Raw genomic sequence first — 25,686 nt, 5'->3', positions numbered from 1 at the left:
TACTGGGCGTAGAGCGACGACAGGTAGGTGTTGGCCGACAGGGTGATCCCGGTCAGCTGATTGTTGGCCACATTGAGGAACTCGATCGGGTCGATGCTCGAAAGGTCGAGCGAGGTGAGCTGGTTCGCTTCGAGGTTGAGCGACACCAGACCGGTCTTGTTGCCGGTGAACCTGAGCCCGAAGCTCGTCAGCTTGTTGCCGCTGAGATCGAGCGTGTGCATGGCGGTGAAATGCTCGAGCCCGGTGATGTCGGTGATGTCCCGCGCCGGGCAGTTGACGGCGCCGATCGCCTCGGCCGTGGTGATGAGGACTTCGGTCTCGTCGGCGGGCAGGCTTTCGAGGATGCAGGCCTTCAGCTTCTGGTCGGCGAATTGCACGACGTTGCCGGGGCCCGCGTTGCAGTTGATCGACCACATCGTGGTCTGGCCCGACGCGGTACAGCCGGTGGTGGTCCAGTTCGCGGCGAGCCTCCAGGTGTCGGGGCAAAGCTCGGCCGGGCTCTTGCCCGAGCCGGTATCGGTGGCGAGGCTGTTGTCGGGGCAGCGAACCGAGGTTCCAGTCACGTTGGGAAAGCTGGTCGGGCCATAGGCGGTCCCGAGGCTGTCGATGATGCCGCAATAGGGATCGCCGCCGGCGCTCTTGGGTTTGCAGCAGAACTGGCTGTCGACCATCACCGCGTTGTTGAACAGCGCCGAGCTGACCGAGGCGTTCGAGAAATCCGCCCCGCCAAGCTGGGCGCAGCTGAATTCGGGCGGTTTGCCCGCCCCGGTGATCTGCGAGATCGTGGCGCCGACGAAGCCTGCCGATTTCAGGCTGGTCTGGCTGAAATTGGTCTGCTGGATGTTGGCCTTGGCGAACTGGGCGGTGTCCATCGTGGCGCCGGCGAAGTTGGTGCCACTGAGCGTGGTGCCGCTGAAGTCCGCGCCGACCATCGAGCATCCCGAGAAGTCGACCGACGAGACCCGAGACTGGCTGAACTTGGCATGGTCGAAGATCGCGAACTTGACCTGCGCGGGCGGGATCGACGCGCCCTGTGCCTCGAACACCGCCTGGCTGAGGTCGGCATAGGTAAAGGTGCTGCGGGTGAGCACCGCGCCCGAGAACTTCGATTGCGACAGCTGGGCGCCGGTAAAGTCGGCATTGTCCGCCGTGGCATCGGTGAAATCCGCCGGTTTCGAGGCAGTGACCGGCGCGGGCGCCTTGGGGCAGGGGCTCCCGTCGGCGGTGCTGGTGCCCCCCGATGCGCCGAAGCCCTGCGCGCAGATGAAGCGACTGCCGGTCAACGCCGCGCCGGTGAAATCGGCGCCGTTGAGCGCGGTCGTGTCGAACGTCGCGTGCTGCAGGAAGGTGCCGTTGAGTTTCACGTCGCTGAGATTGGCACCGGTAAAGTCGAGCGCCGCCAGGTTGGTGCCGGTCAGGATCGCGCCGCTCAGGTCCTGAGCGCGGAAATTGACCTTGGCGGGGTCGACGCCGTGAAAGTTCGCGTTGGTGAAGTCGCTCACGCGCCAGTTGCCGCGCTGGTCCGGCGCGGAGGGGTCGGTGATCAGTCCGATATCGAGACTGGCGCCGGTGAAGTCGGTCCGGCAGGTGGCGTCGGCAACGATATTCTGGGTCGCGCCGAACCGCGCTTCGAGCAGGTTGGTCTGCGAGAAATCGGTGCAGTGGATCGTGGCGAAGGTGAAATCCGTCGCGGGCATCTCGGCGCCCACGAAGACGGTGCCAGCCAGGACCGCTCCGCTGAAATTCACCGCCGGATAGGTGGCGCTCGGTCCAAGCTCGGCGCCGGTGAAATCGGCGGAGACGAGGCTGGCCCCGGCGAACGTCGATCCCTGAAGATTGGCGCCGCTGAAATTCGCATTGTCGAGACTGTTGTCGGGGCAGGCCCCGAAATTGAAGTCGTTGATCGTCTGACCGCTGTAATCCGCCGGTATCGAGGTCGGACAGGCGGCCTCGACATGGGACGCCAGAACGGTCAGGAGAAAGCCACTCGCCACTATGGTCCGGAACATCTTGGACCTTTCTCAAACGCCTTAGAGGGTGAAGATCAGAATCTAAAAACAACTAAGACGTTAGTAATACGACCTTAGATTGTAAATCTTTTATTTTGCGGGCGTTTTGAGAGGGGCGCGAGCCACGCTATTCGCGGACTGTGGCTCGGGTGCAGAAGGCCGTGACTGTTGGTCCGCAGGCGCATGGGCCGGCGGTTGGCGCGGTGTCTCTCAAGCCGGTCTGCGGGAGTGCCTTGGAGGCGGGGCCGTATCGCTTGCATGCGAAGACGCGCCTGTCGCGGGGTGCTGCGAACTTACGGGGGTAGCCCTCGACGGTCTGCGAGGGGCCGCGACAGGCATCCGCTTCGGGATCCGAGATCAGCCGGCCTCGGGCATCCTCAGGTCCAGCGCGCCGCCGCCGAACAGCCGGTCGCGCGAGTGCATCAGGTGGTTGCGCATCTCGCGGCGGGCGATGTCCGGAGCGCGATCGCGGATCGCCTCGAAGATCGCCGTGTGCTCGGCCAGCACCTCTTCGAGTCCCTTGCGCCCGTCATTCATCAACGACTCGCCATGCAGCTTCATGCCCACGTTCACGTGGTCACGCAGGGCGCGGAACGTGGCCTCGAAATACTGGTTGTTCGAGGCGTGCGCGACGGCGCTGTGGAACATGAAATCCGCGTCCTCGCGGTGCTGCAGCGAGCCGGTGGCGGCGCGCAGCAGGTCGAGCGCCTGCTCGATCTCGGAGAGCGCATCGGCATTGCGGCGTTCGGCGGCGAGGGCCGCGGCCTCGGTCTCGAGGTTGATGCGGAACTCGTAGCAGCGCTGGATGTCGGCAAGGGTCTCGACCCGTGCAAAGCCCAACGGCACGTGGGGCTGGGCGGCGCGCACGAAGCTGCCGGCGCCCTGCCGCGACACCACGAGACCTTCTTCGCGCAGCCGTTCCAGCGCCGAGCGCAGCACCGGGCGCGACACGCCGAACTCTTCGGCGAGCTGCATCTCGGCGGGCAGCTTCTCGTTGGCGGGGTAGTCACCGTTCACGATGCGGGCGTGCAGCGAGTGGTAGACCTTGTCCGCCAGAGGCATCCTGGATTTCGTCTTCCCGTTCGGCATATGGGGTTTGGCTCCGTGTCACCCTCTGGGCTTAGTCATTCACGAGGAATTTTACAAGTTTGACAAGCGTGTCGGGTGGTCCGAAGCCGCCGGACTTGGTGATCAGCAGCAACGGCGGGCCATCGGCGCAGCGTGCGACCGGCACGCCGGGCAGCACCTCGCCCAGCACGTCGAGCTGGCCGATGGTCAGCCGCGCCAGCAATGCGGCGGCACTTTCTCCGCCACAGGCGAAGAGCGTGGCGGGGCGCAGACGGGCGTGGGCCGTGGCGATGGTCTCGGCAAAGGCGGCCCCTGCCTGCGCCCCGTCGATGGCCTCGGGGCCTTGCGTCATGCGCAGGACCAGCAGCGGGGCATCGGGCAGGGCGGGGCAGGCGCCGTTCGGGGCCTCTGCCAGCGGCACGTCGCGCAGCGCGGCGAGCTGCGCCGAGGTCACCGGATCGCGCGAGCCGATGGCGAGCAGGGCGGGCAGCTCGGGACGGGGCAGGGGGCGTGGCTGCGGCTCGGGCCAGAGCCGCCGGGCCAGGGCCTCGGCCAGTCCTGCGGCGCCGACGAAGGTGGTTTTTTCGAGCTGGGGAGGGAGTTGGGCGTCGAGCGCAGCTTGGTCGGGCGTATCTGACAGGGTGACATCCCGCCCGATCCGCTCGGCCACCGGAATGGGCGTTGCGACCCCGGCCCCGGTCACCGCGCCATTGGCGCAGAACCGGCCAAGTGCCGGGATTGCAGGATTGACCAGCAGCGGCGCATCGGCGGGGACCAGCGCGTCGAGCTCGGCGCGGATATGGCCCTTGAGCCGGCTGTCGATCTTCTTGAAGAGCAGCCCGCCGCGCCCCTCCATCGCCTTCGCCACGGCGTTCGCCGCAGTCCGCGCCGCGGCCTCGCTGCCGTCGCGCGTGCCCGTCGCCACCGCGATCACATCGGCGCCGGAGTCCAGCGCTGCGGGGAGATGCGCCGGCGTACAGGCCACCCGCACCCGGGCGCCGCGCGCGGCGAAGCCCGCGGCGCTGTCGAGCGCGCCGGTCAGGTCGTCGGCGACGATGTGGACCCGCGGCCGCATCAGTCTCAGAACGCGCGGCGGTAGATCGCCTCGATCTCGTCCACCGAGAGGTCGCGCGGGTTCCAGTCGAGCAGGCGGCGGATGCCGTGGGCCTCTTCGGCCATGGCGCGCAGGCTGTCCTCGGCCACGCCATGGGCGCGCAGGCGCATGTCGAGGCCGAGCGCCTCGCAGAACGCGGTGGCGCCGGCGCGGACCGCCTCTTCGCTGCCGCCGTCGAAGCCGAGCGCGGCGGCGATCTGGGCCGTCTTCTCGGGGCGCACCTCGGCATTGGCGGCCAGAACATGCGGGAAGATCAACGCGTTGGCGATGCCGTGCGGCAGCTTGTATCGGGTGCCCAGCGGGTAGCTCAGGGCGTGGCCGGCGGTGGTGTTGACCGGGCCGAGGCAGACCCCGCCATAGAAGGCCGCGAGCGCCAGACCGGCGCGGGCCTCGGCATCGTCGCCATGGTCAACGGCGCGCTTGAGATACTGCCCGACGAGCGCGATTCCCTGCAACGCGTAGCCGTCGATCAGCGGATGGGCGCGCTTCGAGGTGAAGGCCTCGGCGCAATGGGCCATGGCATCGACGCCGGTGGCGGCGGTGACATGTGGCGGCACGGTCATCGTCAGATCGGGGTCGATGATCGCCAGATCGGCGAGCATGTAGGGGCTTTCGGTGGCGATCTTGCTGTTGGTTTCCGGATCGGTCACCAGCGCCCGGGTGCCGACCTCGGAGCCGGTGCCGGCGGTGGTCGGGATCTGCACCAGGCCGACCTTGCGGGCGGGGGCGCGGTTCGGGCCGCTGATCTCGGAGAGCGGCTTGTCCTGCCCCATCATCACCGCAACGAGCTTGGCGAGATCCATCGCCGAGCCTCCCCCGAAGCCGATCACCAGATCGGCGTCACCAGCCGCCGCGACGGCGGCGTTGAGGTTGTCGGTGCCGGGTTCGGGCACGACCTCGCCGAAGCAGGCGACGGTTCCGAGGCCGAGCGCGTCGAGCCGCGCCGCATTGATCGGGTCGGCGACCACGAAGGGCGCGCTGTAGCCCTCTGCCGCGACCCAGTCGGCCAGCTTCGCGAGCGTGCCGCTGCCATAGTGAACAAGAGCCGGACGGCGCAATTCGATGGGGGTCGTCAGGTTGTGCATCGCGAAATCCTCCTCGTGGCGAAATCAGCGTCTCGCCGCTGGTCTGAGTCGGCTCCTGCGGGGCGAGGAGCCGTGAATCTGACATCAGGACTGGCGCATGTTTTACAACTTGTCAAATAGTAAGTCTGGCGGTTTGGGTGGGGTTCAGGCGCGAAGGTATTGGTCGGAGTGCTGTTGGGTGTGTCAATTATGTTAATTAAAACAGTGATATGATCTGCCAATTTCGCCGCGATTGTGTCGTCCGTGCGCGATGCGGGTTGGGTGGAATTTGCGAAAGATGAAGAAAACAAGTTTCACCAATTGACAGGTTGTCAGCTTGTCGTCATGTTGACCAGCAAGACTCGGGAGGCGGCCTGCCCGCTCTCCCCGATGCGAGGAGGACCTGCGATGATCGTTCGGGAAGCAAGGGCGGATCTCTGGATCGGCGGCGGTTTGCTGGCGCTGTGCGGCTTCGCCGGCTGGCGCGCAACCTATATCAAGCAGGGCTTCAACCCGGGCGTCGCCGGGCCGAGCTTCGTGCCTTGGCTGGTCACCGCGCTGATCGCGCTGCTGGCGGTGATGCTGATCGTCCGGGCCCTGCGCGCCGAGCACGATCCCAAGACCGACATCACGCTGCCGGGCAAGAAGGTGCTGCTCTCGATGGCCGGGTTCACGCTGGTGATGATCGCCTATGCGGTGGCCTTCATGCCGGTGGGCTACCTGCCCTCGACAATCGTGGCCTTCATCCTCGGCCTGCTGCTGCTGGGTGAGCGCAACTGGCTGCTGGTGATCCTGTTCCCGGTCGGCATGACCCTCGCGATCTATTTCGGCTTCACCGAGCTGCTCTCGGTGTGGCTGCCCTGACCCCAATTCTTCTTAACCAATCTGAAGGGAGGACACTTCATGTTCAAGACAGCACTTTTCGGCGCCGCCACGGCGGCCCTCGCAGCCACCGGCGCGCTTGCGGCGGACTACCCGCAGCGCCCGATCCAGGTGGTCGTACCCTACTCGGCCGGCGGCTCCACCGACCTGTCGATGCGGGTCGTGGCCGACGCGTTCGAGCGCATCTTCGACGGCCAGATGGTGGTGCGCAACCAGCCCGGCGGCGGTGGCGGCATCGGCTCTTCGGCAGCGATCAACGCCCGCCCCGACGGCTACACGCTGGGTGCCGGCGCGCAGGGCCCGCTGGTCATCAAGCCGCTGATCGGCGGAACGGATTACCAGCTCGACGATGTCGAGTTCATCGGCCTCTACGCCCGGTCGCTGCAGGTCATGGTGGCCTGCGCCGACGCGCCCTTCGCCGACTATGACTCCTTTGTCGAATACGCCAAGTCCGACGCGCCGCAGGTCGGCAACTCGGGCGCCGGCGGCGCCAACCAGATCTCGGCCGAGGCCTTTGCCGACGCCGCGGGCATCACCATCGAGTCGGTGCCGTTCAACGGCTCGTCCGAGGCCCGCACCGCCTGCATCGGCGGCCATATCGACGCCATGGTGGCCTCGCCCGCCGAGGCAAAAGCCGCCTCCGAGGCCGGCCAGATGACCCCGCTCTTCGTCATGGAAGACGAGCGCATCGACCTCTTCCCCGACACCCCCTCCGCGGTCGAGAAGGGTGTCGATTTCACCTGGTCGTCGTGGAAGGGCCTGATCGGACCCAAGGGCATGGACGAGGCGACGGTGGCCTGGCTGCGCGACGCGGTCGAGAAGGTCGCGACCGACGAGGAGTTCGTCAAGACGCTGACCGACATGGGCGAATTCGTCACCTTCGAGACCGGCGAAGAGTTCGAGGCCCGTGCCCGCCAGGACATGGAGACCACCAAGGCGGTGCTCGAAAAGCTCGAGATGCTGGGCATGAACAACTGATCCCGTGCGCCCGACAGGGCGCATGACACCGGGGCAGGGCGCTGCGGCGCCCTGTCCTGACCCAAAGACGAGCCGCCGCGCGCGGCCGCAGGACAGAGCTTCAGGACCGTCATGGATTCCATCGCCTTTCTCACCCCGCTTCTCGATCTGCAGGTGCTGCTGACCATCGCCGCCGGCACGCTGGGCGGGCTCGTCATCGGCGCGCTGCCGGGCCTGACCGCGACCATGGGCGTGGCGCTGCTGATCCCGCTGACCTTCGGCATGACCCCGGTGATGGGTCTCAACATGCTGATCGGCATCTATATCGGCGGCATCTATGGCGGCTGCGTATCGTCGATCCTGCTGCGCACGCCGGGCACCCCGGCCTCGGCGGCGACGGTGCTCGACGGCTACCCGATGGCGCAGCGCGGCGAGGCCGGCAAGGCGCTCGGCATGGCGACCATCGCCTCGACCATCGGCGGCCTGATCGCGGCCATCGTGCTGGCGACGCTGGCACCGCAGCTCGCCGGCATCGCGCTCGAGTTCGGCGCACCCGAGTATTTCGCGCTGGCGCTATTCGGTCTCACCATCATCGCCTCGCTCTCGGGCGACCTGCTCAAGGGCGCGATCTCGGGGCTCTTGGGCATCCTGATCTCGACCGTCGGCGCCGATCCTATCTCGGGCGTGATGCGCTATACCTTTGGCATTCAGGGCTTTGCCTCCGGCTTTGCCTTCACCCCCGCGCTCATCGGCCTTTTCGCGCTTTCGGAAGTCTTCACCCAGATGGAGCGCATCGCCGCCGACGAGGAGCCGATCAAGAGCGTTTCGGGCCGCTGGCCCAGCCGCACGGACATGAAGGAGAGCCGTGGCGCGCTGATCCGCGGCTCGCTCATCGGCACGCTGATCGGCATCGTGCCGGGCACCGGCTCGGGCACCGCCTCTTGGATCTCGTATAACGAGACCCGCCGCGCCTCGAAGACGCCGGAGAAGTTCGGCACCGGCTACGCGCCCGGCATCGCGGCCACGGAATCCGCCAACAACGCGGTCTGCGCCGCGGCCCTGATCCCGCTGCTGGCGCTCGGCATCCCCGGCGACGTGGTCACCGCGGTGCTGATGGGCGGCCTGCTGATCCAGGGCCTCGCGCCGGGGCCGATGCTGTTCCAGACCAACCCCGACGTGGTCGTGGGCATGTTCGGCGGCACCTTCATCGCGACGATCTTCATGTTCATCTTCGGCATGGCGCTGATCCCGCTCTTCAGCCGCATCCTGATGATCCCGCGCCGCCTTCTGGCCATGTCGATCGTCGTCTTCTGCTTCATCGGCGCGTTCTCGATCAACCTGAACCCGGTCGACCTCTACACCATGGTGGGCTTCGGCGTGCTGGGCTGGGGGATGCAGAAATTCGGCTTCAGCCAGGCGGCGCTCTGCATCGCGCTGATCCTCGGCCCGCTGCTCGAATCCAACCTTCGCCGCGGTCTGCTGCAAAACGACGACAACGTGCTCGCCTTCGTCTCGACGCCGATCACGCTGCTGTTCCTCGCACTGACCGTGCTCTCCGCCGGCTGGCCTTTCCTCTCCCGCGCGATCCAGCGCCGCCGCGCCGCGCAAAACATCTGACCAAGGAGCCCTCGCATGAGTTCGCAGAAAGAGGCCTTTGTCGCCCTCGTCACCTGTTTCAACGACGATGAGACCATCAACTATGAGGCCACGCGCGCGCAGGTGCGACGCCAAGTGGCCGCCGGCAACAACATCATGTGCGCGGGCACCAACGGCGATTTCTCGGCGCTGACCTTCGACGAGAAGGTGAAGCTGACCGGGGAGGTCGTGGCCGAGGTGGATGGCCGCGCCAAGGTCATCGTCAACGCCGGCATGCCCGCCACCTTCGAGACCGTGGCGCTGGCCCGCGAATTCGACCGCATCGGCGTCGACGGCATCGCGGTGATCACGCCGTTCTTCATCGCCTGCACACAGGACGGGCTGGTGCGCCACTTCACCACCGTCGCCGACGCGGTGAACACACCGGTCTATCTCTACGACATCCCCGCCCGCACCCAGAACCACATCGAGCCCGAGACCGCGCGGGTGCTGGCAAAGCACCCCAACATCGCCGGCATCAAGGATTCGGGCGGCGCGCAGGAGACCCTCGAGCAGTATATGGCGGTGGGTCGCGAGGAAGAGGGCTTTGACGTCTATTCCGGGCCCGACCACCTCGTGCACTGGGCCTTCCAGAACGGCGCCAAGGGCGCGATCTCGGGGCTTGGCAACGTCATGCCCGAGGTGCTTGCCAAGATCGTGTCGTGCTTCAATGCCGGCGACGAGGCGGGCGCGGCCAAGGCGCAGGAAACCTATGGCAGCTTCCGCACCGATCTCTACAAGCTCGGCTATCCGCCGGCGCTGGTGAAGCGCGCGCTTTGGGTGATGGATCCCTCCGTCGGCGCCTCGCGCCAGCCGGCGCTGCTGCCCGATCCCGAGCAGGACAAGCAGATCGAGGCGATCCTCAAGACATACGAGCTGATCTGATGGCCGCGAGACCCGTCATCGTCAGCACCTCTCCGGGCTTTGGCAAGCATGGCCGGGTGCCGGATCTGATCGCCGAGCGCGGCTGGGAGTTCATCACCTGCGCCGATCCGGGCAAGCCTGATGGCGGTCTCTCGGAGCATATCGGCCGCGCCGATGCGCTGGTCGTGGGGCTCGTCCCGGTGACCCCGGAGACGCTGGCGCAGGGCAAGGGCTTGCGCGCGGTGATCAAGCACGGCGTGGGCGTCGACAATATCGACATTCCCGCCTGCACCGATGCCGGCCTGCCGGTCTGCAACACGCCCGCGGCCAATGCCGACGCGGTGGCCGAGCTCGCCGTGGGGCTGATGTTCTCCATGGCGCGCTGGATCCCGCAGGGCCACGCCTCGGTAACCTCCGGCGGCTGGGACCGTCGCATCGGCACGCAGCTGGGCGGCAAGACGCTCGGCATCGTGGGGCTTGGCAATATCGGCAAGCGGCTCGCCAAGCTGGCGCGCGGCCTCGGCATGCAGGTGGTCGCCACCGACATGTATCCCGACGAGGCCTTCGCCGCCGAGCACGGGGTCAGCTTCCTGCCGCTCGAAGCGCTGCTGGCGCAGTCGGATTACGTCTCGCTTCACGTCTTCGGAGGGGCCGACAACGCCGCGCTGATCAACGCCGCGACGCTGGCGCAGGTCAAGCCGGGCGCCAAGCTCATCAACCTCGCGCGCGGCGAGGTGGTGGATCTCGACGCGGTGGCGCAGGCGCTGGAGAGCGGCCGGCTCGGTGGTGTCGCCATCGACGCCTATGTCTCAGAGCCGCCCGACACCACGCACCTGGTGTTCTCGCATCCCAACGCCGTTTTCACCCCGCATTCCGGGGCCGACACCCGCGAAGCGCTCGAGAATGTCGGGCTGATGGTGATCGAAAGCCTCGACGCGGTGCTGGCGGGCGAGACCCCGCCGCGCATGCTCAACGCAGACGCCCTCGCCGCCCGCTGAGGGCGCGGCACGCAAATCCGGAGAGACCAAGATGTCAGAGCAACCCATCGTCATCACCATGGGCGACCCGTCCGGCGTTGGCGCCGAAGTCACCGTCAAGGCGATGGCCTCGCTGTCGCCCGAAGAGCGCGCCCGCTACGCGGTGATCGGCGATGCCGACACGATGGCGCGCGCCGTGCAAGCCTGCGGGCTCGACCTCGCGCTGCGACCGCAAGGCGCCGGCGACGCCGCCGCACTCCAGGTGATCGACGTCCCGACCGAAGGGCTGCCGGGCGAATTCGGCGTGCTGTCGGAGGCCTGTGGCGAAGCCTGCTTCCGCTATATCAAGAAGGCCGTCGAGCTGACCAGCGCCGGCGATGCCTCCTGCATCGTTACCGCGCCGATCAACAAGGCGGCGCTGAACGCGGCGGGGCACCACTATGACGGCCATACCGGCATGCTGGCGCATCTCACCGGCTGCAAGTCGTCGTGGATGCTGCTGGCCTCGCCGACGCTCAACGTGCTGCACGTCTCGACCCACGTGTCGCTCAAGGACGCCATCGACCGCGCCACCCCCGAGCGCGTGCTCGAGACCATCCGCACCGGCCACACCCACCTGCGCCGCATGGGGCTCGAGCGTCCGCGCATCGCGGTGGCGGGGATCAACCCGCATTGCGGCGAGGGCGGGCTGTTTGGCCGCGAGGACGATCTGCAGATCACGCCGGGGGTCGAGATGGCCAAGGCCGAGGGCATCGACGTGACCGGGCCGATCTCGGCCGACACGGTCTATCATCGCGCCAATACCGGTGCTTTCGACCTGGTGATCGCGCAATACCACGATCAGGGCCACATCCCGATCAAGCTCATCGCCTTTGACACCGCGGTGAACGTGTCGCTGGGCTTGCCGATCGACCGCTGCTCGGTCGATCACGGCACCGCCTTCGACATCGCGGGCACCGGCAAGGCGAACCACGTCAACATGCTGGCGGCGCTGGATTACGCCGGCAAGCTGGCGACCGCAAAGCGGGCCGTCGCCGCCTGAGCGACGGGTCGCGGGCGGCCGCAGGCCGGGTGTCTCGAGGGCGTCATCCGGTGCGCTTGCCGCTCCGGGCGCCTCGGGGTCTCGGCGCGCACGATGATTGGCGGTCAGGGCGTTTGCACCGAAAGCACGCGGCCAGCGCCGGTCAGACGACGACGACATTGCCGCGTTTGTGCCCGGCCTCCACATAGGCATGCGCCTCGACGAGGTCCGACAGCGGGTAGATCCGGTCCATCACCGGGGCGAGACGGTCCTGCTCGATCAGGTTCAGGATCTCGGCCAGCATGGCGCGAAGGCGTTGCGGCTTTTCGAGGCCCGCGGCCGCGAACAGGGCCCGTTTCCCACCCGCAAGGCCGGACAGCAAAAGCGCTGGCAAGCGGCCCAGCGTCAGGACCGGGCAGAGGTACCGCCCGTTCTCCGCCAGCGCCGCGCTGGCGGCGGAATAGGACGCCACACCAAGCGCGTCGAAGATCACGTCGTAGCCGGCGCCCTGCCGCAGGGCGTCCTCTCGGGTGTAGTCGATCACACGGCTGGCCCCGAGCGACGCCACGAGCTCGGCGTTGCGCGCGCTGCAGGTCGCGCTGACCTCGGCGCCAAGCCCTGATGCAATCTGCACCGCCGCGCTGCCAAGGCTGCCGGCCCCGCCCAGGATCAGCACGCGGTCGCCGCTCTTGAGCCGGGCGAGGTTGCGCAGGAAATGCCACGAGGTCAAAACGCCGTCACAGAGCACAGCCGCATCCTCATGCGACAGCGTCTCGGGCTTGGGCATCAGCACCCCACCCTCATCGAGGCAGATGTGGCTGGCATTGGCGCCGAAGCGCAGCCCGGCCTCGCCGAAAACCGCGTAGCCCGGCGCGAACCGAGTGACCGCGCTGCCGACCGCGATCACCTCGCCCGACAGGCCGGTGCCGGAGAGCCCGTTGCGCGGACGACGGAGGCCAAGGAAGGGGCGGGCAAAGAGCGGCTCGCCCTTGCGCATCATGCCGTCGGCCCGGGTCACGGCAGAGGCGCGGATGCGGATCAGGATCTCGGTCGGTCCGGGCCGGGGCATGGGCAGGGAGACCGGCGTCAGGGTCTCCGGGCGGCCATAGCGCGGGATGTGCCAGGCTGTGCGGGTCGCAATCATGGAAGATCTCCTTGGGGTTCGGGGATGTGCCAAGGGGAATAGAGGTTTCTTTTCGAACCGCGGAGTGGCTAAGATAAACCACAATGGTTCAAAAACGATCCGGTTGGTGATGGATTGGAAATCCCTTCCCGCCTTTTTGGCGGTGGCGCGACAGGGCTCGCTCCGGGCGGCTGCGGAGCAGCTGGGGGGCACCCACGCAACCCTGCGCCGTCAGGTCGAGGCGCTGGAGGCGCAGCTTGGCACCCGGCTGTTCCGGCGCGGCGCGGATGGTCTGTCGCTGACAGCGGCAGGGCAACGGCTGCTGCCGCAGGCGCTCGAGGCCGAGGCCGCTCTGCTCAAGGGCTTCAATGCGGTGCAGGGGCTCGACCGCGAGGCGTCGGGGCGCATCCGGCTGTCGGCCGATCCGATGACGGCGCATTACCTGCTGGCACCAGTTCTGGCCGAGTTCGCCGCGCTTTACCCCGAGATCGAGATCGAGCTTCGGCTCGCCTATTCGCTCGACTCGATCGCCCGGAACGAGACGGATGTCTCGATCCGCCACGCCGCCACGATCGAGGACGACGCGGTGGGCCGGAAGATGTTTCCCCTGCCGATCGGTGTGGTTGCCTCGCGGGCCTATATCGACCGCGCTCTTCCGGAGGCGGGCCGAAAGGGGCGCGGGCTGACCTGGATCGGCTATGGCGATGTGCCCGAGCTTGCCGCAATGATCGCTGGATCGGCGTTTCCCGAGGCAAGGGTGCGGCATTGCGTGCCGGATCCGGAGATGCATCTGCAGCTCGCGCGCTCCGGCGCCGGGATGACCTTTCTTGCCACCTGGGTGACGTCGGTCTTCCCCGAGCTGCAACGCGTGCCGGGGACGGAGCTCGATCAACGGCGCTCAACCTGGGTCCTTCTGCACGGCGAGCTGCGCCGGGTGCGCCGCGTCCGGCTGTTTGTCGATTACCTCTGCGACGCGCTGTCGGAGCGCCGCGCGGCCTTTCTCGCGCCGGCGGTCTGACGGACATCCTTCGGTTGGCCCGGGTTTCTGTCCATCTGATCACTCAGCGCCGATGGGACCACGCCGCAGGCGGCGCTTCGTCCGGGACAGGCACGCTGACTCATCGCCCCACCGCTCAGAGATTTGCGGCTGCGCAACCATCCTTGGTGCCGGTCAGTCCATGACCTGAACCGCGCCTCTTCAATCTTCAGCGCCGCTCCCGCAACGCCGCGAGCACCACCTCGAAGGCCGAGGAGGGGCGCTGGCGGCTCGGGTAGTAGAGATGAAAGCCCGGGAAGGACGGGCAATACTCGTCGAGACAGGTGCGCAGCTCACCGCTGTCGAGATGCGGCTGGGCCAGACGCTCCGGCACCAGCGCCAGCCCGTGCCCGTCGAGCGCCGCGCGCAGCACGGGATTGATGGTGTTGAAGCAGGTCTGGCCCGAGACCTTGACCCGGATCTCGTTGCCCTCGGCATCCTCGAATTCCCAGGCGTAGAGCGCGCCATGGGTCGAGAGCCGCAGGTTCACGCAGCGATGCGCGCTCAGCTCGGCAGGCTCGCCGGGGGTGCCATTGATGTCGAAATACTCCGGCGCGCCGACGCAGATCATGCGCTCGTCCGGACCGATGCGCATCGAGATCATGCCCTCGCTCACCTGCTCGCCATAGCGCACGCCCGCATCGCATTGCGACGAGGCGAGGTCGGTGTAGCCGTAATCCATCACCAGCTCGACATTGACCGCAGGGTGTTCCTTCAGCACCGGCGAGAGCTTGGGCCAGAGGATCGACTCGATGGCATACTCGACCGCGACGATCCGCACCGTGCCCGTCGGCTGATCGCGGGAATCGTTCAGCGCCTGCAGGCGCGCCTCGATCTTCTCGAAGCAGGGGTTGAGGGTGGCGAGCAGGTCCTCGCCCTCGAGCGTCGGCGCCACCGAGCGCGTGGTGCGGGTCAGCAGCCGCAGCCCGAGCCGCTGCTCCAGCCCCTTGATGGCGTGGCTCAGCGCCGATTGCGAGACGTTGAGCCGCGCCGCCGCCTTGGTGAAGCTGCGCTCCTCGGCCACGGCGGCCAGCGCGATCAGGTCGTTGATGTTCTCTCGGATCATGTTGGAGGGGTCGCCGCTGAGTATCGGAATGGGGATCTTCCTCCGGTTATATATGTGCAGGATTCATCGCGTCCACCGATTGTGCAGCCCCGCTCCGGGGCCGCACAATGGGGGCGGGTCTCACTCGCCGAGGTAATCCTCGTCGGAAACCAGGGCGCCCCAGCTCACGGCAGAGCCGTCCTCAGCCGCCTGGATGGCGTAGTGGGTGACCGAGGTGGTGTCGGTGGCGCCGTGCCAGTGGTTCACGCCCGCCGGCGCGAAGACAACGTCGCCGGTGCGCATGATCTGCTTGGGCTGGCCCTCTTCCTGGTACCAGCCGGTGCCGGCGGTCACGACGAGATACTGGCCGATCGGGTGCGTGTGCCAGGCCGCGCGCGCGCCGGGCATGAAGATCACCTCCCCGGCGCTGACATCGTTCATGTTGGGGCCGAAGACCGGGGCCACGAAGACGGTTCCGGTGAAGGTCTCGTCGCTGCCGATCTGGCCGCCGCGCTCGAGGCCGGTGGTCTGGGTCATTTCCTGCGCCGAGGCAAAGCCTGCCGTGGCGAGCACGAGGGCGGCTGCGGTGAAGGTGCGTGTCATGTCTGGTCGTCTCCGTTGGGTGTGAGAGGCGGCCGGAAGGCCTGGGATGCGCGGCAAGACCCGCGCCCTTGGCCATCGAGATAAGCGCAGGCGGAGTAAGGATAATGCCGGAGATCCGTTGCCGCTCATGAGGCGCTCTCATGAGAGGTCACGACAAGACCGGGGCACGCGGCAACGCGGAAGCCGGCACGGTGTTCCCATGGGATTGATGATCCCTGTTCATGTGAGGGAGAAATATGCAGGGGCTAAACCTTTCTCCCCCAGCGGATAGGTTTCTGGTCATCAAAGGGGCGGCGCCGGCTTCCCCGCCACGCCACTCCGCCTCGCAGGGAGGATGCCCGCAATGACCGCGATCACCGTCACAATCGGAGACATCACGCTCCGCGCCACGCTCAACGACAGCGTGGTGGGCCGCGATTTCGCGTCGCTGCTGCCGCTCGAGCTGAGCCTGAGCGATTACCACGGCATCGAGAAGGTCGCGGATCTGCCGCGCAAGCTCGACACCTCCGGCGCGCCGGCGCGCTACGCCGCCAAGGCCGGAGACATCACGCTCTACGCGCCGTGGGGCAACTTGGCGATCTTCTACAAGCCGTTCCCGGCCACCAGCGGCCTCGTGCGGCTTGGCGCCTTCGACGGCCCGATCGACGCGCTGCTCCGCGACGGGGCCTTCATGGCGCGCCTCGACCGGTCCGGCTGACAACCGCGCCGCTGCTCTCTCACCGACGGGCCCGAGACCGGCGCCCGCTTCATACCCCGCGCCCCCGGACCTCCCCGGGGCGCGACCGATCAAACCTTGAAAGGACTTCCGACATGTCTGCCGACAACTACATCTTCGCGCTTTCCGAGACCGTCACCCGCACCCCGGTCTCTTTCGAGACCCGTTATGGCCTCGGCCTCTCCGCCGACCTCTACCGCCCCGCCGATTTCGACGAGAGCAAGCAGTACCCGGCCCTCATCGTCGGCGCGCCCTATGGCGGCGTCAAGGAGCAGGGCCCGGGCATCTATGCGAACGAGCTGGCCCAGAAGGGCTATGTCGTGCTGACCTTCGATCCGGCCTATAACGGCGCCTCCGAGGGCTACCCGCATCACCTGTCCTCGCCCGACCAGATGGTCGAGGATTTCGTGGCCGGCGTCGATTTCCTCGGCACCCGCCCCTTCGTGTCGCGCGAGAAGATCGGCGCCATCGGCATCTGCGGTTCGGGCGGCTTCGCGCTGTCGGCGGCCAAGATCGACCCGCGCATCAGGGCGGTGGCCACCGTTTCGATGTATGACATCAGCCGGATGCAGAAGATGGGCTTCGGCGACAGCCTGAGCGATGCGGACCGCCTCGCCACGCTCAAGACGCTGGCCGAGCAGCGTTGGGCGGATTTCGAAACCGGCGAGCCGGCGCTTACCGACCGCGGCGCGCCGCTCGCGTGGGATGCCGAGGAAAACCCCGTGGGTGCGGAGTTCGGTGCATTCTACTCGCGTCCGCGCGGCTATCACCCGCGCTCGATCACCCAGTTCACCATGACCTCGACGCCGAGCTGGATGAACTTCGCGCTGCTGCAGGATCTCGACTGGCTGGCGGGCCGTCCGATCCTGCTGGTCGCCGGGGACGAGGCGCATTCTCTGTATTTCTCGGAAGACGTCTACAAGGATGCGTCCGAGCCCAAGGAGCTCTATCTGGTCGAAGGCTCGAACCACGTCGATCTCTACGAGAAGGTCGAGAAGATCCCCTTCGCCAAGATCGAGAGCTTCTTCGCCGACGCACTGAAATAAACGCCGGGACTGTCGCAGGCGTCCCGTCTCCGCGAGGGGACGGGGCGTCTTTTTGCGGCGTTCGATGTCTGCGCCTGCGCCTTCAGGGGCGCGCGATGCGCCAGATCAGTTCGCGCAGCCAGCGATGCATCGCCGAGGCGTTGGTATGCGCCGCCCAGACCAGCGAGACGTCGAACCGCCCCGGGAAGGGGCACTCGGTGACCCTGAGCCGGTCCGAATTAAACTCCCCCAACCGCCGCGGCACCGTCGCCACCAGATCGGATTGGGCGATCAGCGTCGCGAGCCCGGCAGGGCTCGGCGCGATCACCACCGGTGCGATCCGGTGCCCCGCCGCCTCGAGCTCGCGCAGGTAGGCGGATTGCCAGCCGCCGCCGTAATCGATCAGCACGTGGTTGAGCCCGAGATAGCTGTCGATATCGAGCGCGGCGTCGGCCAGCGGGTGGGCGGCATCCATCAGGCAGGCGTATTCCTCGACATAGAGCCGACGGGAATGGAAGCCGGATTCCGAGCGGGCGAACGGGCCGATGAGCACATCGGCCTCGCGGTTCAGGAGCCGCAGATGGCCGTCGCCAAGCGCGTTGATGACCTTGACGGTCATTCCCGGCGCCTCGCGCCGGATCGCGTTGACCAGCGCCGGGATCAGCAGCACGCGCTCGTAGTAATTGCAGGCGATGGTGACGTTCTGCGTAGCGCTGCCGGGATCGAAGGCATCGGGTTGCAGCATCTCGTCGAGCGTCCCCAGCATCTGCAGCGAGCGCGCGAGGATTTCCTCGCAGCGGTCGGTCGACACCTGCCGCCCGCCCTCGCGGACGAAGAGCGGATCGTGAAAGCAGGCGCGCAGCTTGGCGATGGTATAGCTCACCGCGGACTGGTTGACGTTGAGCTTCTCGGCGGCGGCGGTGAAGGAGCCGAGCTCGTGCACGACGCGCAGGAGGTTCAGCGCGGCAAAGTCGATGCTGAAGGGGTCGGCGTTGGGCTGCGCCATGGGAAGACCTCGCGTCGGCTGGGTGTCCATCGAATTATTCGATGGAAGGTAACCATTCCATCGCATTGCTTGGCAAGCCTGCGGTTTTCTACAGTGCCCCCAGAGGAGAACTTTGGGAGGAGTTCATGGCACTGGCACCGCTTGACGGATCGATCACGCTCGACCAACTGAGCACGGATCCCTATCCGATCTACCGCCGTTTGCGCGCCGAGAGCCCGGTGCTGCGGGTCGCCTCCACGGGCCGGACGCTGCTCACCAAGGCGGCGCTGACCAAGGCGGTCAAGGACAACCCCGAGCTGTTCAGCAGCGACGACCCCAAGACCCCGATGAAGCCGGCCTTCCGGGCGCACACGCTGATGCGCAAGGATGGCAAGGCGCATTTCGTCGAGCGCAAGGCGATCTCCAAGGCGCTGACGCCGAAACGGATCAAGTCGGACTGGGGGCCACTTTACGAGCAGCTCGCCGAGGAGTACATTTCCCGGCTGCCGCGCGGCGAGACGGTGGATCTCTTCACCGATCTCTGCGGCCCGCTGGCGGCGCGCATCCTCGCGCATATCCTTGGCATCCCCGAGGCCAGCGACGAGCAGATGATGCGCTGGTCGCAGCTGCTGATCGACGGGGCGGGGAATTTCGGCTGGAAGCCCGAGCCCTTCGCGGCCTCCGACGCTGCCAATGACGAGATGGACGCGCTCTTCGCCGCGCTCGAGCCGATGCGCCGCGCCGAGCCCGATGGCTCCGCCTATGCTCTGATGCTGACCGCCGAGGATCCGATCCCGATGAGCCAGATCCACGCCAATATCAAGATCGCCATCGGCGGCGGCATCAACGAGCCGCGCGATGCGCTGGCGACGATCCTCTACGGGCTTCTGACCAATCCCGACCAGCTTGCCGAGGTCCGCGCGCAGGATGCCTGGGACAAGGCCTTCGAGGAGGGCATCCGCTGGGTCGCGCCGATCCAGGCGAGCTCGCGGCTGGTCACCGAGGACACCGAGCTTGGCGGGTACGAGATCCCCAAGGGCGACACGGTGATGACCATTCAGGCCTCGGCCAACCGCGACGAGGAGCTTTACGAGGACGGCGAGTCGTTCTTCGTGTTCCGCGACAAGAACCCGCATCAGGCCTTCGGTAACGGCCCGCATCATTGCGCGGGCGCCCATGTGGCGCGGCGCACGGTCGGCAAGATCATCCTGCCGATGCTGTTCGACCGCTTCCCCAACATGACCCTGCCGAACCCGGACGAGGTCGTCTGGAAGGGCTTCGGCTTCCGCGGGCCGATCAACCTGCCGGTGGTGCTCAACTGAGCCAGGCAGCGCCACGACTTTCGAGGAGGAGACGACGATGATCAAGGTGACCTATGTCGCCCATGACGGGACCGAGACGGTGATCGAGGCCGAGGAGGGCACCAGCGTGATGCAGGCCGCGGTGTCGAACGATGTCGAGGGCATCGTCGGCGAATGCGGCGGCTCGATGATGTGCGCCACCTGTCACTGCTATGTCGACGAGGCATGGGAGGCGAAGACCGGCGCGCGCTCCGACGACGAGGACGAGATGCTCGAGGGTGCGGCTTCCGAGGTCACAGAGCGCTCGCGCCTGTCCTGCCAGATCAATCTCGACCCGTCGCTCGACGGGCTGGTGGTGCACCTGCCGGAGGAGCAGTTGTGAGCTCTGAGCGCGTCGTCATCGTCGGAGCCGGGCAGGGCGGGCTTCAGGCCGCGATCAGCCTGCGCCAGAACGGTTTCGACGGCAGCATCACCCTGGTCGGGGCCGAGCCCGGGCTGCCCTACCAGCGCCCGCCGCTCTCCAAGGCCTATCTGCAGGACGGCAAGGCCGAGGCGCCGGTGCTGCGGCCTGCGAGCTTTTTCGAGAGCAAGCAGGTTGAGTACGTGCCCGGCACCAGGGTGCTCGAGATCGACCGCAGCGCCGGCGAAGTGCGGCTCGAGATCGCCGGGGCCAACCGGCGGCTGGGCTACGATCATCTCATCCTCGCCACCGGCACCCGCAACCTGCGCCCGCCCATCGACGGGCTGGAGCTGGCCTGCGATCTGCGCACGCTCGAAGATGCCGCCCGGCTGCGCGCGGCGCTGGCCACGCCCCGGCGCATCGCGGTGATCGGGGGAGGGTTCATCGGGCTCGAGTTCGCCGCCGTGGCGCGCAAGCTCGGCCACGAGGTCAGCGTCATAGAGGCGGCGCCGCGGCTGATGGCGCGGGCGGTGTCCCCCTCCATGTCGCGGCATTTCGAAGACTGGCACCGCGCCCGCGGCGTCGCTCTGCATCTGGGCCGTGCCGCCATTGGCATCGACACGGCGGGCGTCAGCCTCAACGATGGCACGCGGGTCGATGCCGATTTCGTGCTGCTCGCCGCCGGCGTGCGCCCCAATACCGAGCTCGCCGCCGCCGCCGGGCTGGAGACCTCGAACGGCGTGACGGTCAATGCGCAGCTGCAAAGCTCGGATCCGGCGATCTCGGCGCTTGGCGATTGCGCCTGCTTCCCCGATCCGCGCAGCGGCGCGATGGTGCGGCTGGAAAGCGTTCAGGCCGCGACCGACCACGCAAGGCTGATCGCCGCGCGCATCGCCAGAGGGGATCACGCAGACTACAAGGCGCTGCCGTGGTTCTGGTCCGATCAGGGCGATCAGAAGCTGCAGATCGCGGGCTTCGCCGGCCCCGGGGCGACAGAGGAGGTCGTCTCGGAGGGGCTGGTCGCGCGGTTCGATGCCGCCGGCCTCGCTGCGGTCGAGACGGTGAACAACGCGCGGGCCCACATGAAGGCGCGCAAGCTTCTGGGGCCGGGGGGATCGGGCGATCTCGACGCGCTCAAGGAGGCCATCGCCGCCTGAGACAGCATTGGGCCGTGCCGCCCAAGCGGCGCGGGCTTTTCAAGAAGGTTCAAACGGGAGGAGAACCATGAAGATCACGTCATTCACCCTGGGCGCGGCACTGTCCGCGAGCCTTGCGGTCTCGAGCGAGGCCCAGGAGCTGAAATACGCCAACTGGGCACCGCCGTTCCACACTATCACCGCAGCGCAGATCGAGCCGCTGGCCGAGGCGCTCGACGGCAGCGGGGCAGGCGGCGCGAGCCTGCGCGCCTTCCATGGCGGCGAGCTGGGCGCCGGGCCCGCCGACCAGTATGTCCGCATCCTGCAGGGCACCGCCGACATGGGCTGGGGTCTGCCGGGCTATACCTCGTCGCAGTTCCCCAAGACGCTGATCGTCGAACTGCCGGGCGCGCTGCCGCTCGAGGAGCCGGGCTACGCGGCGCTCTGGCGCGCCTTCGAGGGCGAGCTCAAGGGCGAGTTCCCGATGACCGAGGCCATCGCGCTCTGGGGTGCCGAGCCCAACGTGCTGATGATGAAGGAACGCGAGGTGCTGAGCCCCGAGGATCTCAGCGGCCTGAAGATCCGCGTTGCCGGCTCGATCGCCGCCGAGGCGATGGAAGCGCTCGGCGCGACGCCAGTGCAGCTGCCGATGACGCAGGTCTATAACGGCCTGCAGACCGGCCTGATCGACGGGCTGGTCAGCGGCGCCTCGGTGCTGTCGGACTTCAAGCTCAACGAGGTTGTCAGCTCCGTCACCACCGGGCCGAACCTCGGTCGCCTGACCTTCTACACGGTGATGAACAAGGCCGCCTACGACGGTCTCTCCGAGGAGGCGCGCGCGGCGCTCGACGCGATCAAGGGCGAGCCGATCTCGAAGATGACCGAGGAGGCCTGGGTCGCCACCGCCGACAAGGCGCTCGAGGAGGCCCGCAGCTCGGACGCGATCACCGTCAACGATCTCGACGAAGCCGCGAGCAAGGCCTTCGACGATGCGCTCGCCGAGGTGACCGACGCCTATGTCGCCGAGGTCGGCGGCGAAGCGGCGCTGGCCGCGATCCAGGGCCAGTGATGCGCGCCCTGCACAGGTTTGCGGAGGGGCTGATCAGCCTCTCCGCGATCGTCGGCACGCTGGGGCTGCTCTTCGTGGTCGCGGTGATCGTCATCGACGTGATCGGGCGCAATTTCGGCATGCCGCTCTACGGCGCGCAGGATCTGGTGATGATGACCATGGTCATCGTGGTGTTCGGCGGCATGGCGCTTTGCGGCCGCGAGGACGGGCATATCGTTGTCGATATCCTCGAGCCGCGCATGTCGCCGCGCCTCAACCGCGCCATCGATCTCGTCGCCGGCCTGCTTGGCGCGGGGATCTTCGTGGCGATCGCCTACGCCGTCTTCAAGAGCGCGCAGCTGAGCCAGATGCTGAACCTGTCGAGCAACCTTCTGCGCCTGCCGACGGCGTGGTTCCAATACGCGCTCTGCGCGCTGTCGCTGGTGGCCGCGCAGGCGCTGATCCTGCGCGCGCTGATCACCCCGCGCCGCCCCCATCCCGAGCGAGAGACATCATGAGCCCGGTTCTGATCGGCGGCGCGGGCTTCGTGCTCTTGCTTGCCCTGCTGCTGCTGCGCATCCCGGTGGCCTTTGCCATGTTCACCGTGGGCTTCGCGGGGATCTGGATCCTCAACGGGCTGCAGGCCGCCACCGGCCTGCTGGCCTCCGAGACCTTCGCGCTGGCCTCCAATTCCGAGCTCATCGTGGTGCCGCTGTTCATCCTAATGGGCAATGTGGCGAGCGTGACCGGCATGAGCCGCCGGCTCTACGAGGCCGCCTATGCCACCATCGGGCAGGTGCGCGGCGGGCTCGCGGCGGCGACGGTGATCGGCTGCGGTGGCTTCGCGGCGCTCTCGGGCTCCTCGGTGGCCTCGGCGCTGACCATGGGCCGCACCGCGCTGGCCGAGATGGACCGCTTCGACTACAGCCCGCGCCTCTCCACCGGCGTCGTGGCGGCGGGCGGCACGCTGGGCATCCTGATCCCGCCCTCCACCGGCTTCGTGATCTACGCCATCCTGACCGAGCAGAGCATCGGCCGGCTGTTCATGGCGGGGGTCATTCCCGGCATCCTGCTGCTGACGCTGTTCCTGCTGACCGTGCTTCTGCTTTGCGCCCTCAAGCCGGCGCTGGGACCGAAGGGCCCGTCCACCACGCTGTCGGAGAAGGGTCGGGCGTTTCTCGGCGCGATCCCGATCCTCGTGGTGATCCTGCTGACCATCGGCGGCATCTACACGGGCGTGTTCTCGCCCACCGAAGCCGCGGGCGTCGGCGCGGCACTGGTCATCGCCATCGGCGCGATCAGCCGCACGCTCGACCTGCGCAGCTTCTGGCAGGCGGCGCGCAGCAGCGTCACCGCCACCGCCTCGGTCATGCTGATCCTGATGGCGGCGCACCTGATCAACCCGTTCATCGCGCTGAGCCACCTGCCGGCCGAAGTCAGCCGGATGCTCGTCGCCTTCGATCTCGGGACCTATGGCACGCTGATCCTGATCCTCGCGATCTACCTCGTGCTCGGCTGCTTCCTCGAGGGGCTGGCGATGCTGGTTCTGACCCTGCCGATCTTCATGCCGGTGATCCTGTCGCTCGGCATCGATCCGATCTGGTTCGGGGTGCTGGTGGTGCTGACGCTCGAGATGGGGCTGATCTCGCCGCCGGTCGGGATCAACGTGTTCATCGTAAAGTCGGTGGCGCGCGACGTGCCCTTGAGCGAGATCTTCTGGGGCGTGATCCCGTTCTGGTTCGCCATGCTGGTGACGCTCGGCCTGCTGGTGGCGCTGCCACAGCTCTCGCTCTGGCTGCCGGGAATGATGTAGCGTCCCGGGGGCGAACCGCGGCGCCATCTCGGTGCCGCGGCGACGCCGCTTCGCATGACGGTGGCCCGGAGCCATCCGGCTCACGTCGTTGCCGAAAACGAGCAAGCCGCGACACCGACCGCGCATACGCGAGACGGTCCAGCCCTGGCCGGGCACTCAAGGCGCGTTGCGACAGTCTTCGACACCTTAGGGTCTTCGGTCCATCACTGAAGGCTGCAGCCCGAGGTGGCTTGACCCCCGCCCCGGGGCAACCGCTCTCCTCCTGCCGCTTCCGTTGATGTTTCCGGAGGGTGCCGCGAAATCCGTGCCTCACCGACGTCCTCTCAAGACCAGCGCAGCGGGCTTTATTTAATTTATTCACCTCAAATCAGAAACTATTCCGCCGGGGCTACGTGGCTACTCGATGTGACCCATGATGAAAGAGGAGATCACCTATGGCACATCTGGCTTCGTCCTACAGTTCGTTCGAAACCTTTCTCTCGCGCGCAGACGCGTTCTGGACCGTTGATTTCGACGCGCTCAACAGTTCCGGCGTGAATGCGACGGCCATCATCGCGATGGAGACCGACGAAGACGGATCCTCCTATCTCAACGTGGCGATCGCGGGTACTGGCCTGACGCCGTCGCAAACCCACGTGCAGCATGTGCACGGGCTGTTCGACGAGGACGGCACCCCCATCGACTCGACCGCGCCGACGCTGGCGGATGACGCCGATCTCGATGGCATGGTCGAAGTGCTGGAAGGCCTTGGCCGATATGGCGACGTGCTGCTGCCGCTGGTTTCGCCCGAGGCCGGCGCAATGCCGATGGCGGACGAGAACGGAACCCTGTCGTTCGTGCAGAGCTACGACCTGACCGATGACAGCAATTTCTTCAGCCCGGTTTCGATGACGGATTACACCGCGGCCGATCTGATGCCGCTCACGCTGCGCGAGATCGTCATCCATGGTGTCCAGGTGCCGGACGGCATTGGCGAGGGCACCGGAGGCGAGGTCGATGGCGGCGAGAACGGCTATATCCCGATCCTGCCCGCGGCGGCCGGAGATATCGAAGCCGCGACTTTCGAAGAGGCCATGGAGCTGCTGGGCGAGCAGCGCATGCTGGCATCGACGATGACGATGCTCGGGGACGGTGACGACCTCTACGATGCCGGTCTCGGAGACGACATGGTCGATGGCCAGGCAGGCGATGACAGCATCAATGGCGGCGCCGACAACGACACGCTTACCGGCGGAGCCGGGCGCGACGTGCTTTATGGCGCCGGCGGAGACGATGACCTCCGGGCCGGGGCCGATGATCAGAACCAGGCGGATGCGGCCGACAACGGTGCCTCCGGTGCGTTGACGCTCGACGATTACGACAACGGCTATGCCGGCGGCGCCGGCGATGACATGATCCATGGCGGTGCCGGCGACGACATCATCACCGGCGACGACGACAGCCGGGTGTCCGAGGCGGTTGGCACGATGTTCGATGTGAACGCCGACGGTGCCGACACGATCTACGGCGGCGCCGGGAACGACGAGATCCATACCGGGACCTGGGCGGATGGCGATCAGGGGCTGGACAACGCCTCGACCGGCATGATCGGCGACTGGGCCTCCGGGGGCATGGGCGATGACATCCTCCGCGGTGCCGGCGGTGACGACACGCTCTACGGGGATCGTGGCGCCGACAACATCGGCGGCGGTGGCGGCGACGATATGATCTACGGCGATTTCGAGAACAGCTCGAGCCTCGAGGTCGAGACCGCACAGATCTTCCGTCTCTACCAGACCGCCTTCGACCGCGACCCGGACAAGGGCGGCCTGAGCCGCTGGGTCGAGGATTACGCGACCGGCGAGCTGTCGCAGGTCGGTGTCGCG

The 25,686-nt window shown here is 67.2% G+C and carries 24 protein-coding genes; 16 read left to right on the top strand and 8 right to left on the bottom strand.

Going from position 1 to position 25,686, the window contains the following annotated elements; translation table 11 throughout:
* The 4 genes from AC6RA4_RS07995 to AC6RA4_RS07980 form a co-directional block, all read right to left on the bottom strand.
* Positions 1-2,009: pentapeptide repeat-containing protein (locus AC6RA4_RS07995; RefSeq protein WP_500159132.1), on the bottom strand; the 2,009-nt coding region annotated here is incomplete at its 3' end.
* A 357-nt stretch (positions 2,010-2,366) separates the two neighbouring features.
* The gene (locus tag AC6RA4_RS07990; protein ID WP_500159130.1) at positions 2,367-3,071 is read right to left on the bottom strand and encodes a FadR/GntR family transcriptional regulator; all 705 of its coding nucleotides are present in this window, start codon (positions 3,069-3,071) and stop codon (positions 2,367-2,369) included.
* A 58-nt stretch (positions 3,072-3,129) separates the two neighbouring features.
* Positions 3,130-4,152, bottom strand: a complete 1,023-nt coding sequence (locus AC6RA4_RS07985) for a four-carbon acid sugar kinase family protein (RefSeq protein ID WP_500159128.1) — start codon at positions 4,150-4,152, stop codon at positions 3,130-3,132.
* A 5-nt stretch (positions 4,153-4,157) separates the two neighbouring features.
* A complete protein-coding gene (locus AC6RA4_RS07980) occupies positions 4,158-5,276 on the bottom strand; it encodes an iron-containing alcohol dehydrogenase (RefSeq protein WP_500159126.1) in 1,119 nt (372 codons plus the stop codon).
* Between the two features lie 387 nt (positions 5,277-5,663).
* Between AC6RA4_RS07980 and AC6RA4_RS07975 the strand changes: the two genes are divergently transcribed.
* The 6 genes from AC6RA4_RS07975 (at position 5,664) to pdxA (ending at position 11,612) form a co-directional block, all read left to right on the top strand.
* Positions 5,664-6,119 carry a tripartite tricarboxylate transporter TctB family protein gene (locus AC6RA4_RS07975; protein ID WP_500159124.1) on the top strand — a complete coding sequence of 152 codons (456 nt, stop codon included), beginning with the start codon at positions 5,664-5,666 and terminating at the stop codon, positions 6,117-6,119.
* A 39-nt stretch (positions 6,120-6,158) separates the two neighbouring features.
* The gene (locus tag AC6RA4_RS07970) at positions 6,159-7,115 is read left to right on the top strand and encodes a tripartite tricarboxylate transporter substrate binding protein (RefSeq protein ID WP_500159122.1); all 957 of its coding nucleotides are present in this window, start codon (positions 6,159-6,161) and stop codon (positions 7,113-7,115) included.
* A 111-nt stretch (positions 7,116-7,226) separates the two neighbouring features.
* The gene (locus AC6RA4_RS07965; RefSeq protein WP_500159121.1) at positions 7,227-8,711 is read left to right on the top strand and encodes a tripartite tricarboxylate transporter permease; all 1,485 of its coding nucleotides are present in this window, start codon (positions 7,227-7,229) and stop codon (positions 8,709-8,711) included.
* 15 nt (positions 8,712-8,726) lie between these two features.
* Positions 8,727-9,614: a dihydrodipicolinate synthase family protein gene (locus AC6RA4_RS07960; protein WP_500159119.1), complete on the top strand. Its 888-nt coding sequence runs from the start codon at positions 8,727-8,729 to the stop codon at positions 9,612-9,614.
* Positions 9,614-10,591: a phosphoglycerate dehydrogenase gene (locus tag AC6RA4_RS07955; RefSeq protein WP_500159117.1), complete on the top strand. Its 978-nt coding sequence runs from the start codon at positions 9,614-9,616 to the stop codon at positions 10,589-10,591. Before AC6RA4_RS07960 ends, AC6RA4_RS07955 begins: the two co-directional genes overlap by 1 nt.
* Positions 10,592-10,622: 31 nt before the next feature.
* Entirely contained in the window at positions 10,623-11,612 is a 990-nt protein-coding gene (gene pdxA, locus AC6RA4_RS07950) for a 4-hydroxythreonine-4-phosphate dehydrogenase PdxA (protein WP_500159115.1), read from the top strand.
* Positions 11,613-11,754: 142 nt separating this feature from the next.
* On the opposite strand, the gene AC6RA4_RS07945 is transcribed toward pdxA, so the two are convergent.
* Positions 11,755-12,735 carry an NAD(P)-dependent alcohol dehydrogenase gene (locus AC6RA4_RS07945; protein WP_500159113.1) on the bottom strand — a complete coding sequence of 327 codons (981 nt, stop codon included), beginning with the start codon at positions 12,733-12,735 and terminating at the stop codon, positions 11,755-11,757.
* A 109-nt stretch (positions 12,736-12,844) separates the two neighbouring features.
* On the opposite strand from AC6RA4_RS07945, the gene AC6RA4_RS07940 reads away from it, so the two are divergent.
* Entirely contained in the window at positions 12,845-13,732 is an 888-nt protein-coding gene (locus AC6RA4_RS07940) for a LysR family transcriptional regulator (RefSeq protein WP_500159111.1), read from the top strand.
* A gap of 187 nt (positions 13,733-13,919) precedes the next feature.
* Here AC6RA4_RS07940 and AC6RA4_RS07935 read toward each other — a convergent pair whose 3' ends face one another.
* Together AC6RA4_RS07935 and AC6RA4_RS07930 are read right to left on the bottom strand one after the other, a co-directional pair.
* Entirely contained in the window at positions 13,920-14,816 is an 897-nt protein-coding gene (locus tag AC6RA4_RS07935) for a LysR family transcriptional regulator (protein WP_500159109.1), read from the bottom strand.
* 120 nt (positions 14,817-14,936) lie between these two features.
* On the bottom strand, positions 14,937-15,398 hold the full coding sequence (locus AC6RA4_RS07930) for a (R)-mandelonitrile lyase (protein ID WP_500159107.1): 462 nt from the start codon (positions 15,396-15,398) through the stop codon (positions 14,937-14,939).
* A gap of 343 nt (positions 15,399-15,741) precedes the next feature.
* Here AC6RA4_RS07930 and AC6RA4_RS07925 point away from each other — a divergent pair, with 343 nt between their 5' ends.
* Positions 15,742-16,095: a cyclophilin-like fold protein gene (locus AC6RA4_RS07925; protein ID WP_500159105.1), complete on the top strand. Its 354-nt coding sequence runs from the start codon at positions 15,742-15,744 to the stop codon at positions 16,093-16,095.
* Between the two features lie 113 nt (positions 16,096-16,208).
* Positions 16,209-17,159 (top strand): alpha/beta hydrolase, encoded by a 951-nt coding sequence (locus tag AC6RA4_RS07920; RefSeq protein WP_500159103.1) that lies wholly within the window; start codon positions 16,209-16,211, stop codon positions 17,157-17,159.
* A gap of 82 nt (positions 17,160-17,241) precedes the next feature.
* On the opposite strand, the gene AC6RA4_RS07915 is transcribed toward AC6RA4_RS07920, so the two are convergent.
* Positions 17,242-18,144 carry a LysR family transcriptional regulator gene (locus AC6RA4_RS07915; protein WP_500159101.1) on the bottom strand — a complete coding sequence of 301 codons (903 nt, stop codon included), beginning with the start codon at positions 18,142-18,144 and terminating at the stop codon, positions 17,242-17,244.
* Between the two features lie 125 nt (positions 18,145-18,269).
* Here AC6RA4_RS07915 and AC6RA4_RS07910 point away from each other — a divergent pair, with 125 nt between their 5' ends.
* The 7 genes from AC6RA4_RS07910 to AC6RA4_RS07880 form a co-directional block, all read left to right on the top strand.
* Positions 18,270-19,445, top strand: a complete 1,176-nt coding sequence (locus AC6RA4_RS07910; RefSeq protein WP_500159099.1) for a cytochrome P450 — start codon at positions 18,270-18,272, stop codon at positions 19,443-19,445.
* 37 nt (positions 19,446-19,482) lie between these two features.
* Entirely contained in the window at positions 19,483-19,806 is a 324-nt protein-coding gene (locus tag AC6RA4_RS07905; RefSeq protein ID WP_500159097.1) for a 2Fe-2S iron-sulfur cluster-binding protein, read from the top strand.
* A complete protein-coding gene (locus AC6RA4_RS07900) occupies positions 19,803-20,981 on the top strand; it encodes an NAD(P)/FAD-dependent oxidoreductase (RefSeq protein WP_500159095.1) in 1,179 nt (392 codons plus the stop codon). Before AC6RA4_RS07905 ends, AC6RA4_RS07900 begins: the two co-directional genes overlap by 4 nt.
* A 67-nt stretch (positions 20,982-21,048) precedes the next feature.
* Entirely contained in the window at positions 21,049-22,029 is a 981-nt protein-coding gene (locus AC6RA4_RS07895; protein WP_500159093.1) for a TRAP transporter substrate-binding protein, read from the top strand.
* Positions 22,029-22,526, top strand: coding sequence for a TRAP transporter small permease (locus AC6RA4_RS07890; protein ID WP_500159091.1), 498 nt, complete (start codon positions 22,029-22,031; stop codon positions 22,524-22,526). Before AC6RA4_RS07895 ends, AC6RA4_RS07890 begins: the two co-directional genes overlap by 1 nt.
* Positions 22,523-23,821 carry a TRAP transporter large permease gene (locus AC6RA4_RS07885; protein WP_500159089.1) on the top strand — a complete coding sequence of 433 codons (1,299 nt, stop codon included), beginning with the start codon at positions 22,523-22,525 and terminating at the stop codon, positions 23,819-23,821. Before AC6RA4_RS07890 ends, AC6RA4_RS07885 begins: the two co-directional genes overlap by 4 nt.
* Positions 23,822-24,255: 434 nt before the next feature.
* On the top strand, positions 24,256-25,686 hold a 1,431-nt coding region (locus AC6RA4_RS07880), incomplete at its 3' end, for a calcium-binding protein (protein WP_500159086.1).

This window comes from Salipiger sp. (genome assembly GCF_059781815.1).
Note: the sequence above shows the minus strand (reverse complement) of the source record. Positions and strands in the feature narration are given on the sequence as shown.

Bases quoted from the DNA above. Each gene is read 5' to 3' on its own strand.
- AC6RA4_RS07990 (WP_500159130.1), bottom strand. From the start codon at position 3,071: ATGCCTCTGGCGGACAAGGTCTACCACTCGCTGCACGCCCGCATCGTG.
- AC6RA4_RS07955 (WP_500159117.1), top strand. From the start codon at position 9,614: ATGGCCGCGAGACCCGTCATCGTCAGCACCTCTCCGGGCTTTGGCAAG.
- AC6RA4_RS07945 (WP_500159113.1), bottom strand. From the start codon at position 12,735: ATGATTGCGACCCGCACAGCCTGGCACATCCCGCGCTATGGCCGCCCG.
- AC6RA4_RS07920 (WP_500159103.1), top strand. From the start codon at position 16,209: ATGTCTGCCGACAACTACATCTTCGCGCTTTCCGAGACCGTCACCCGC.
- pdxA (WP_500159115.1), top strand. From the start codon at position 10,623: ATGTCAGAGCAACCCATCGTCATCACCATGGGCGACCCGTCCGGCGTT.
- AC6RA4_RS07975 (WP_500159124.1), top strand. From the start codon at position 5,664: ATGATCGTTCGGGAAGCAAGGGCGGATCTCTGGATCGGCGGCGGTTTG.
- AC6RA4_RS07895 (WP_500159093.1), top strand. From the start codon at position 21,049: ATGAAGATCACGTCATTCACCCTGGGCGCGGCACTGTCCGCGAGCCTT.
- AC6RA4_RS07935 (WP_500159109.1), bottom strand. From the start codon at position 14,816: ATGATCCGAGAGAACATCAACGACCTGATCGCGCTGGCCGCCGTGGCC.
- AC6RA4_RS07980 (WP_500159126.1), bottom strand. From the start codon at position 5,276: ATGCACAACCTGACGACCCCCATCGAATTGCGCCGTCCGGCTCTTGTT.
- AC6RA4_RS07915 (WP_500159101.1), bottom strand. From the start codon at position 18,144: ATGGCGCAGCCCAACGCCGACCCCTTCAGCATCGACTTTGCCGCGCTG.
- AC6RA4_RS07890 (WP_500159091.1), top strand. From the start codon at position 22,029: ATGCGCGCCCTGCACAGGTTTGCGGAGGGGCTGATCAGCCTCTCCGCG.
- AC6RA4_RS07985 (WP_500159128.1), bottom strand. From the start codon at position 4,152: ATGCGGCCGCGGGTCCACATCGTCGCCGACGACCTGACCGGCGCGCTC.
- AC6RA4_RS07910 (WP_500159099.1), top strand. From the start codon at position 18,270: ATGGCACTGGCACCGCTTGACGGATCGATCACGCTCGACCAACTGAGC.
- AC6RA4_RS07885 (WP_500159089.1), top strand. From the start codon at position 22,523: ATGAGCCCGGTTCTGATCGGCGGCGCGGGCTTCGTGCTCTTGCTTGCC.
- AC6RA4_RS07965 (WP_500159121.1), top strand. From the start codon at position 7,227: ATGGATTCCATCGCCTTTCTCACCCCGCTTCTCGATCTGCAGGTGCTG.
- AC6RA4_RS07925 (WP_500159105.1), top strand. From the start codon at position 15,742: ATGACCGCGATCACCGTCACAATCGGAGACATCACGCTCCGCGCCACG.
- AC6RA4_RS07960 (WP_500159119.1), top strand. From the start codon at position 8,727: ATGAGTTCGCAGAAAGAGGCCTTTGTCGCCCTCGTCACCTGTTTCAAC.
- AC6RA4_RS07940 (WP_500159111.1), top strand. From the start codon at position 12,845: ATGGATTGGAAATCCCTTCCCGCCTTTTTGGCGGTGGCGCGACAGGGC.
- AC6RA4_RS07905 (WP_500159097.1), top strand. From the start codon at position 19,483: ATGATCAAGGTGACCTATGTCGCCCATGACGGGACCGAGACGGTGATC.
- AC6RA4_RS07930 (WP_500159107.1), bottom strand. From the start codon at position 15,398: ATGACACGCACCTTCACCGCAGCCGCCCTCGTGCTCGCCACGGCAGGC.
- AC6RA4_RS07970 (WP_500159122.1), top strand. From the start codon at position 6,159: ATGTTCAAGACAGCACTTTTCGGCGCCGCCACGGCGGCCCTCGCAGCC.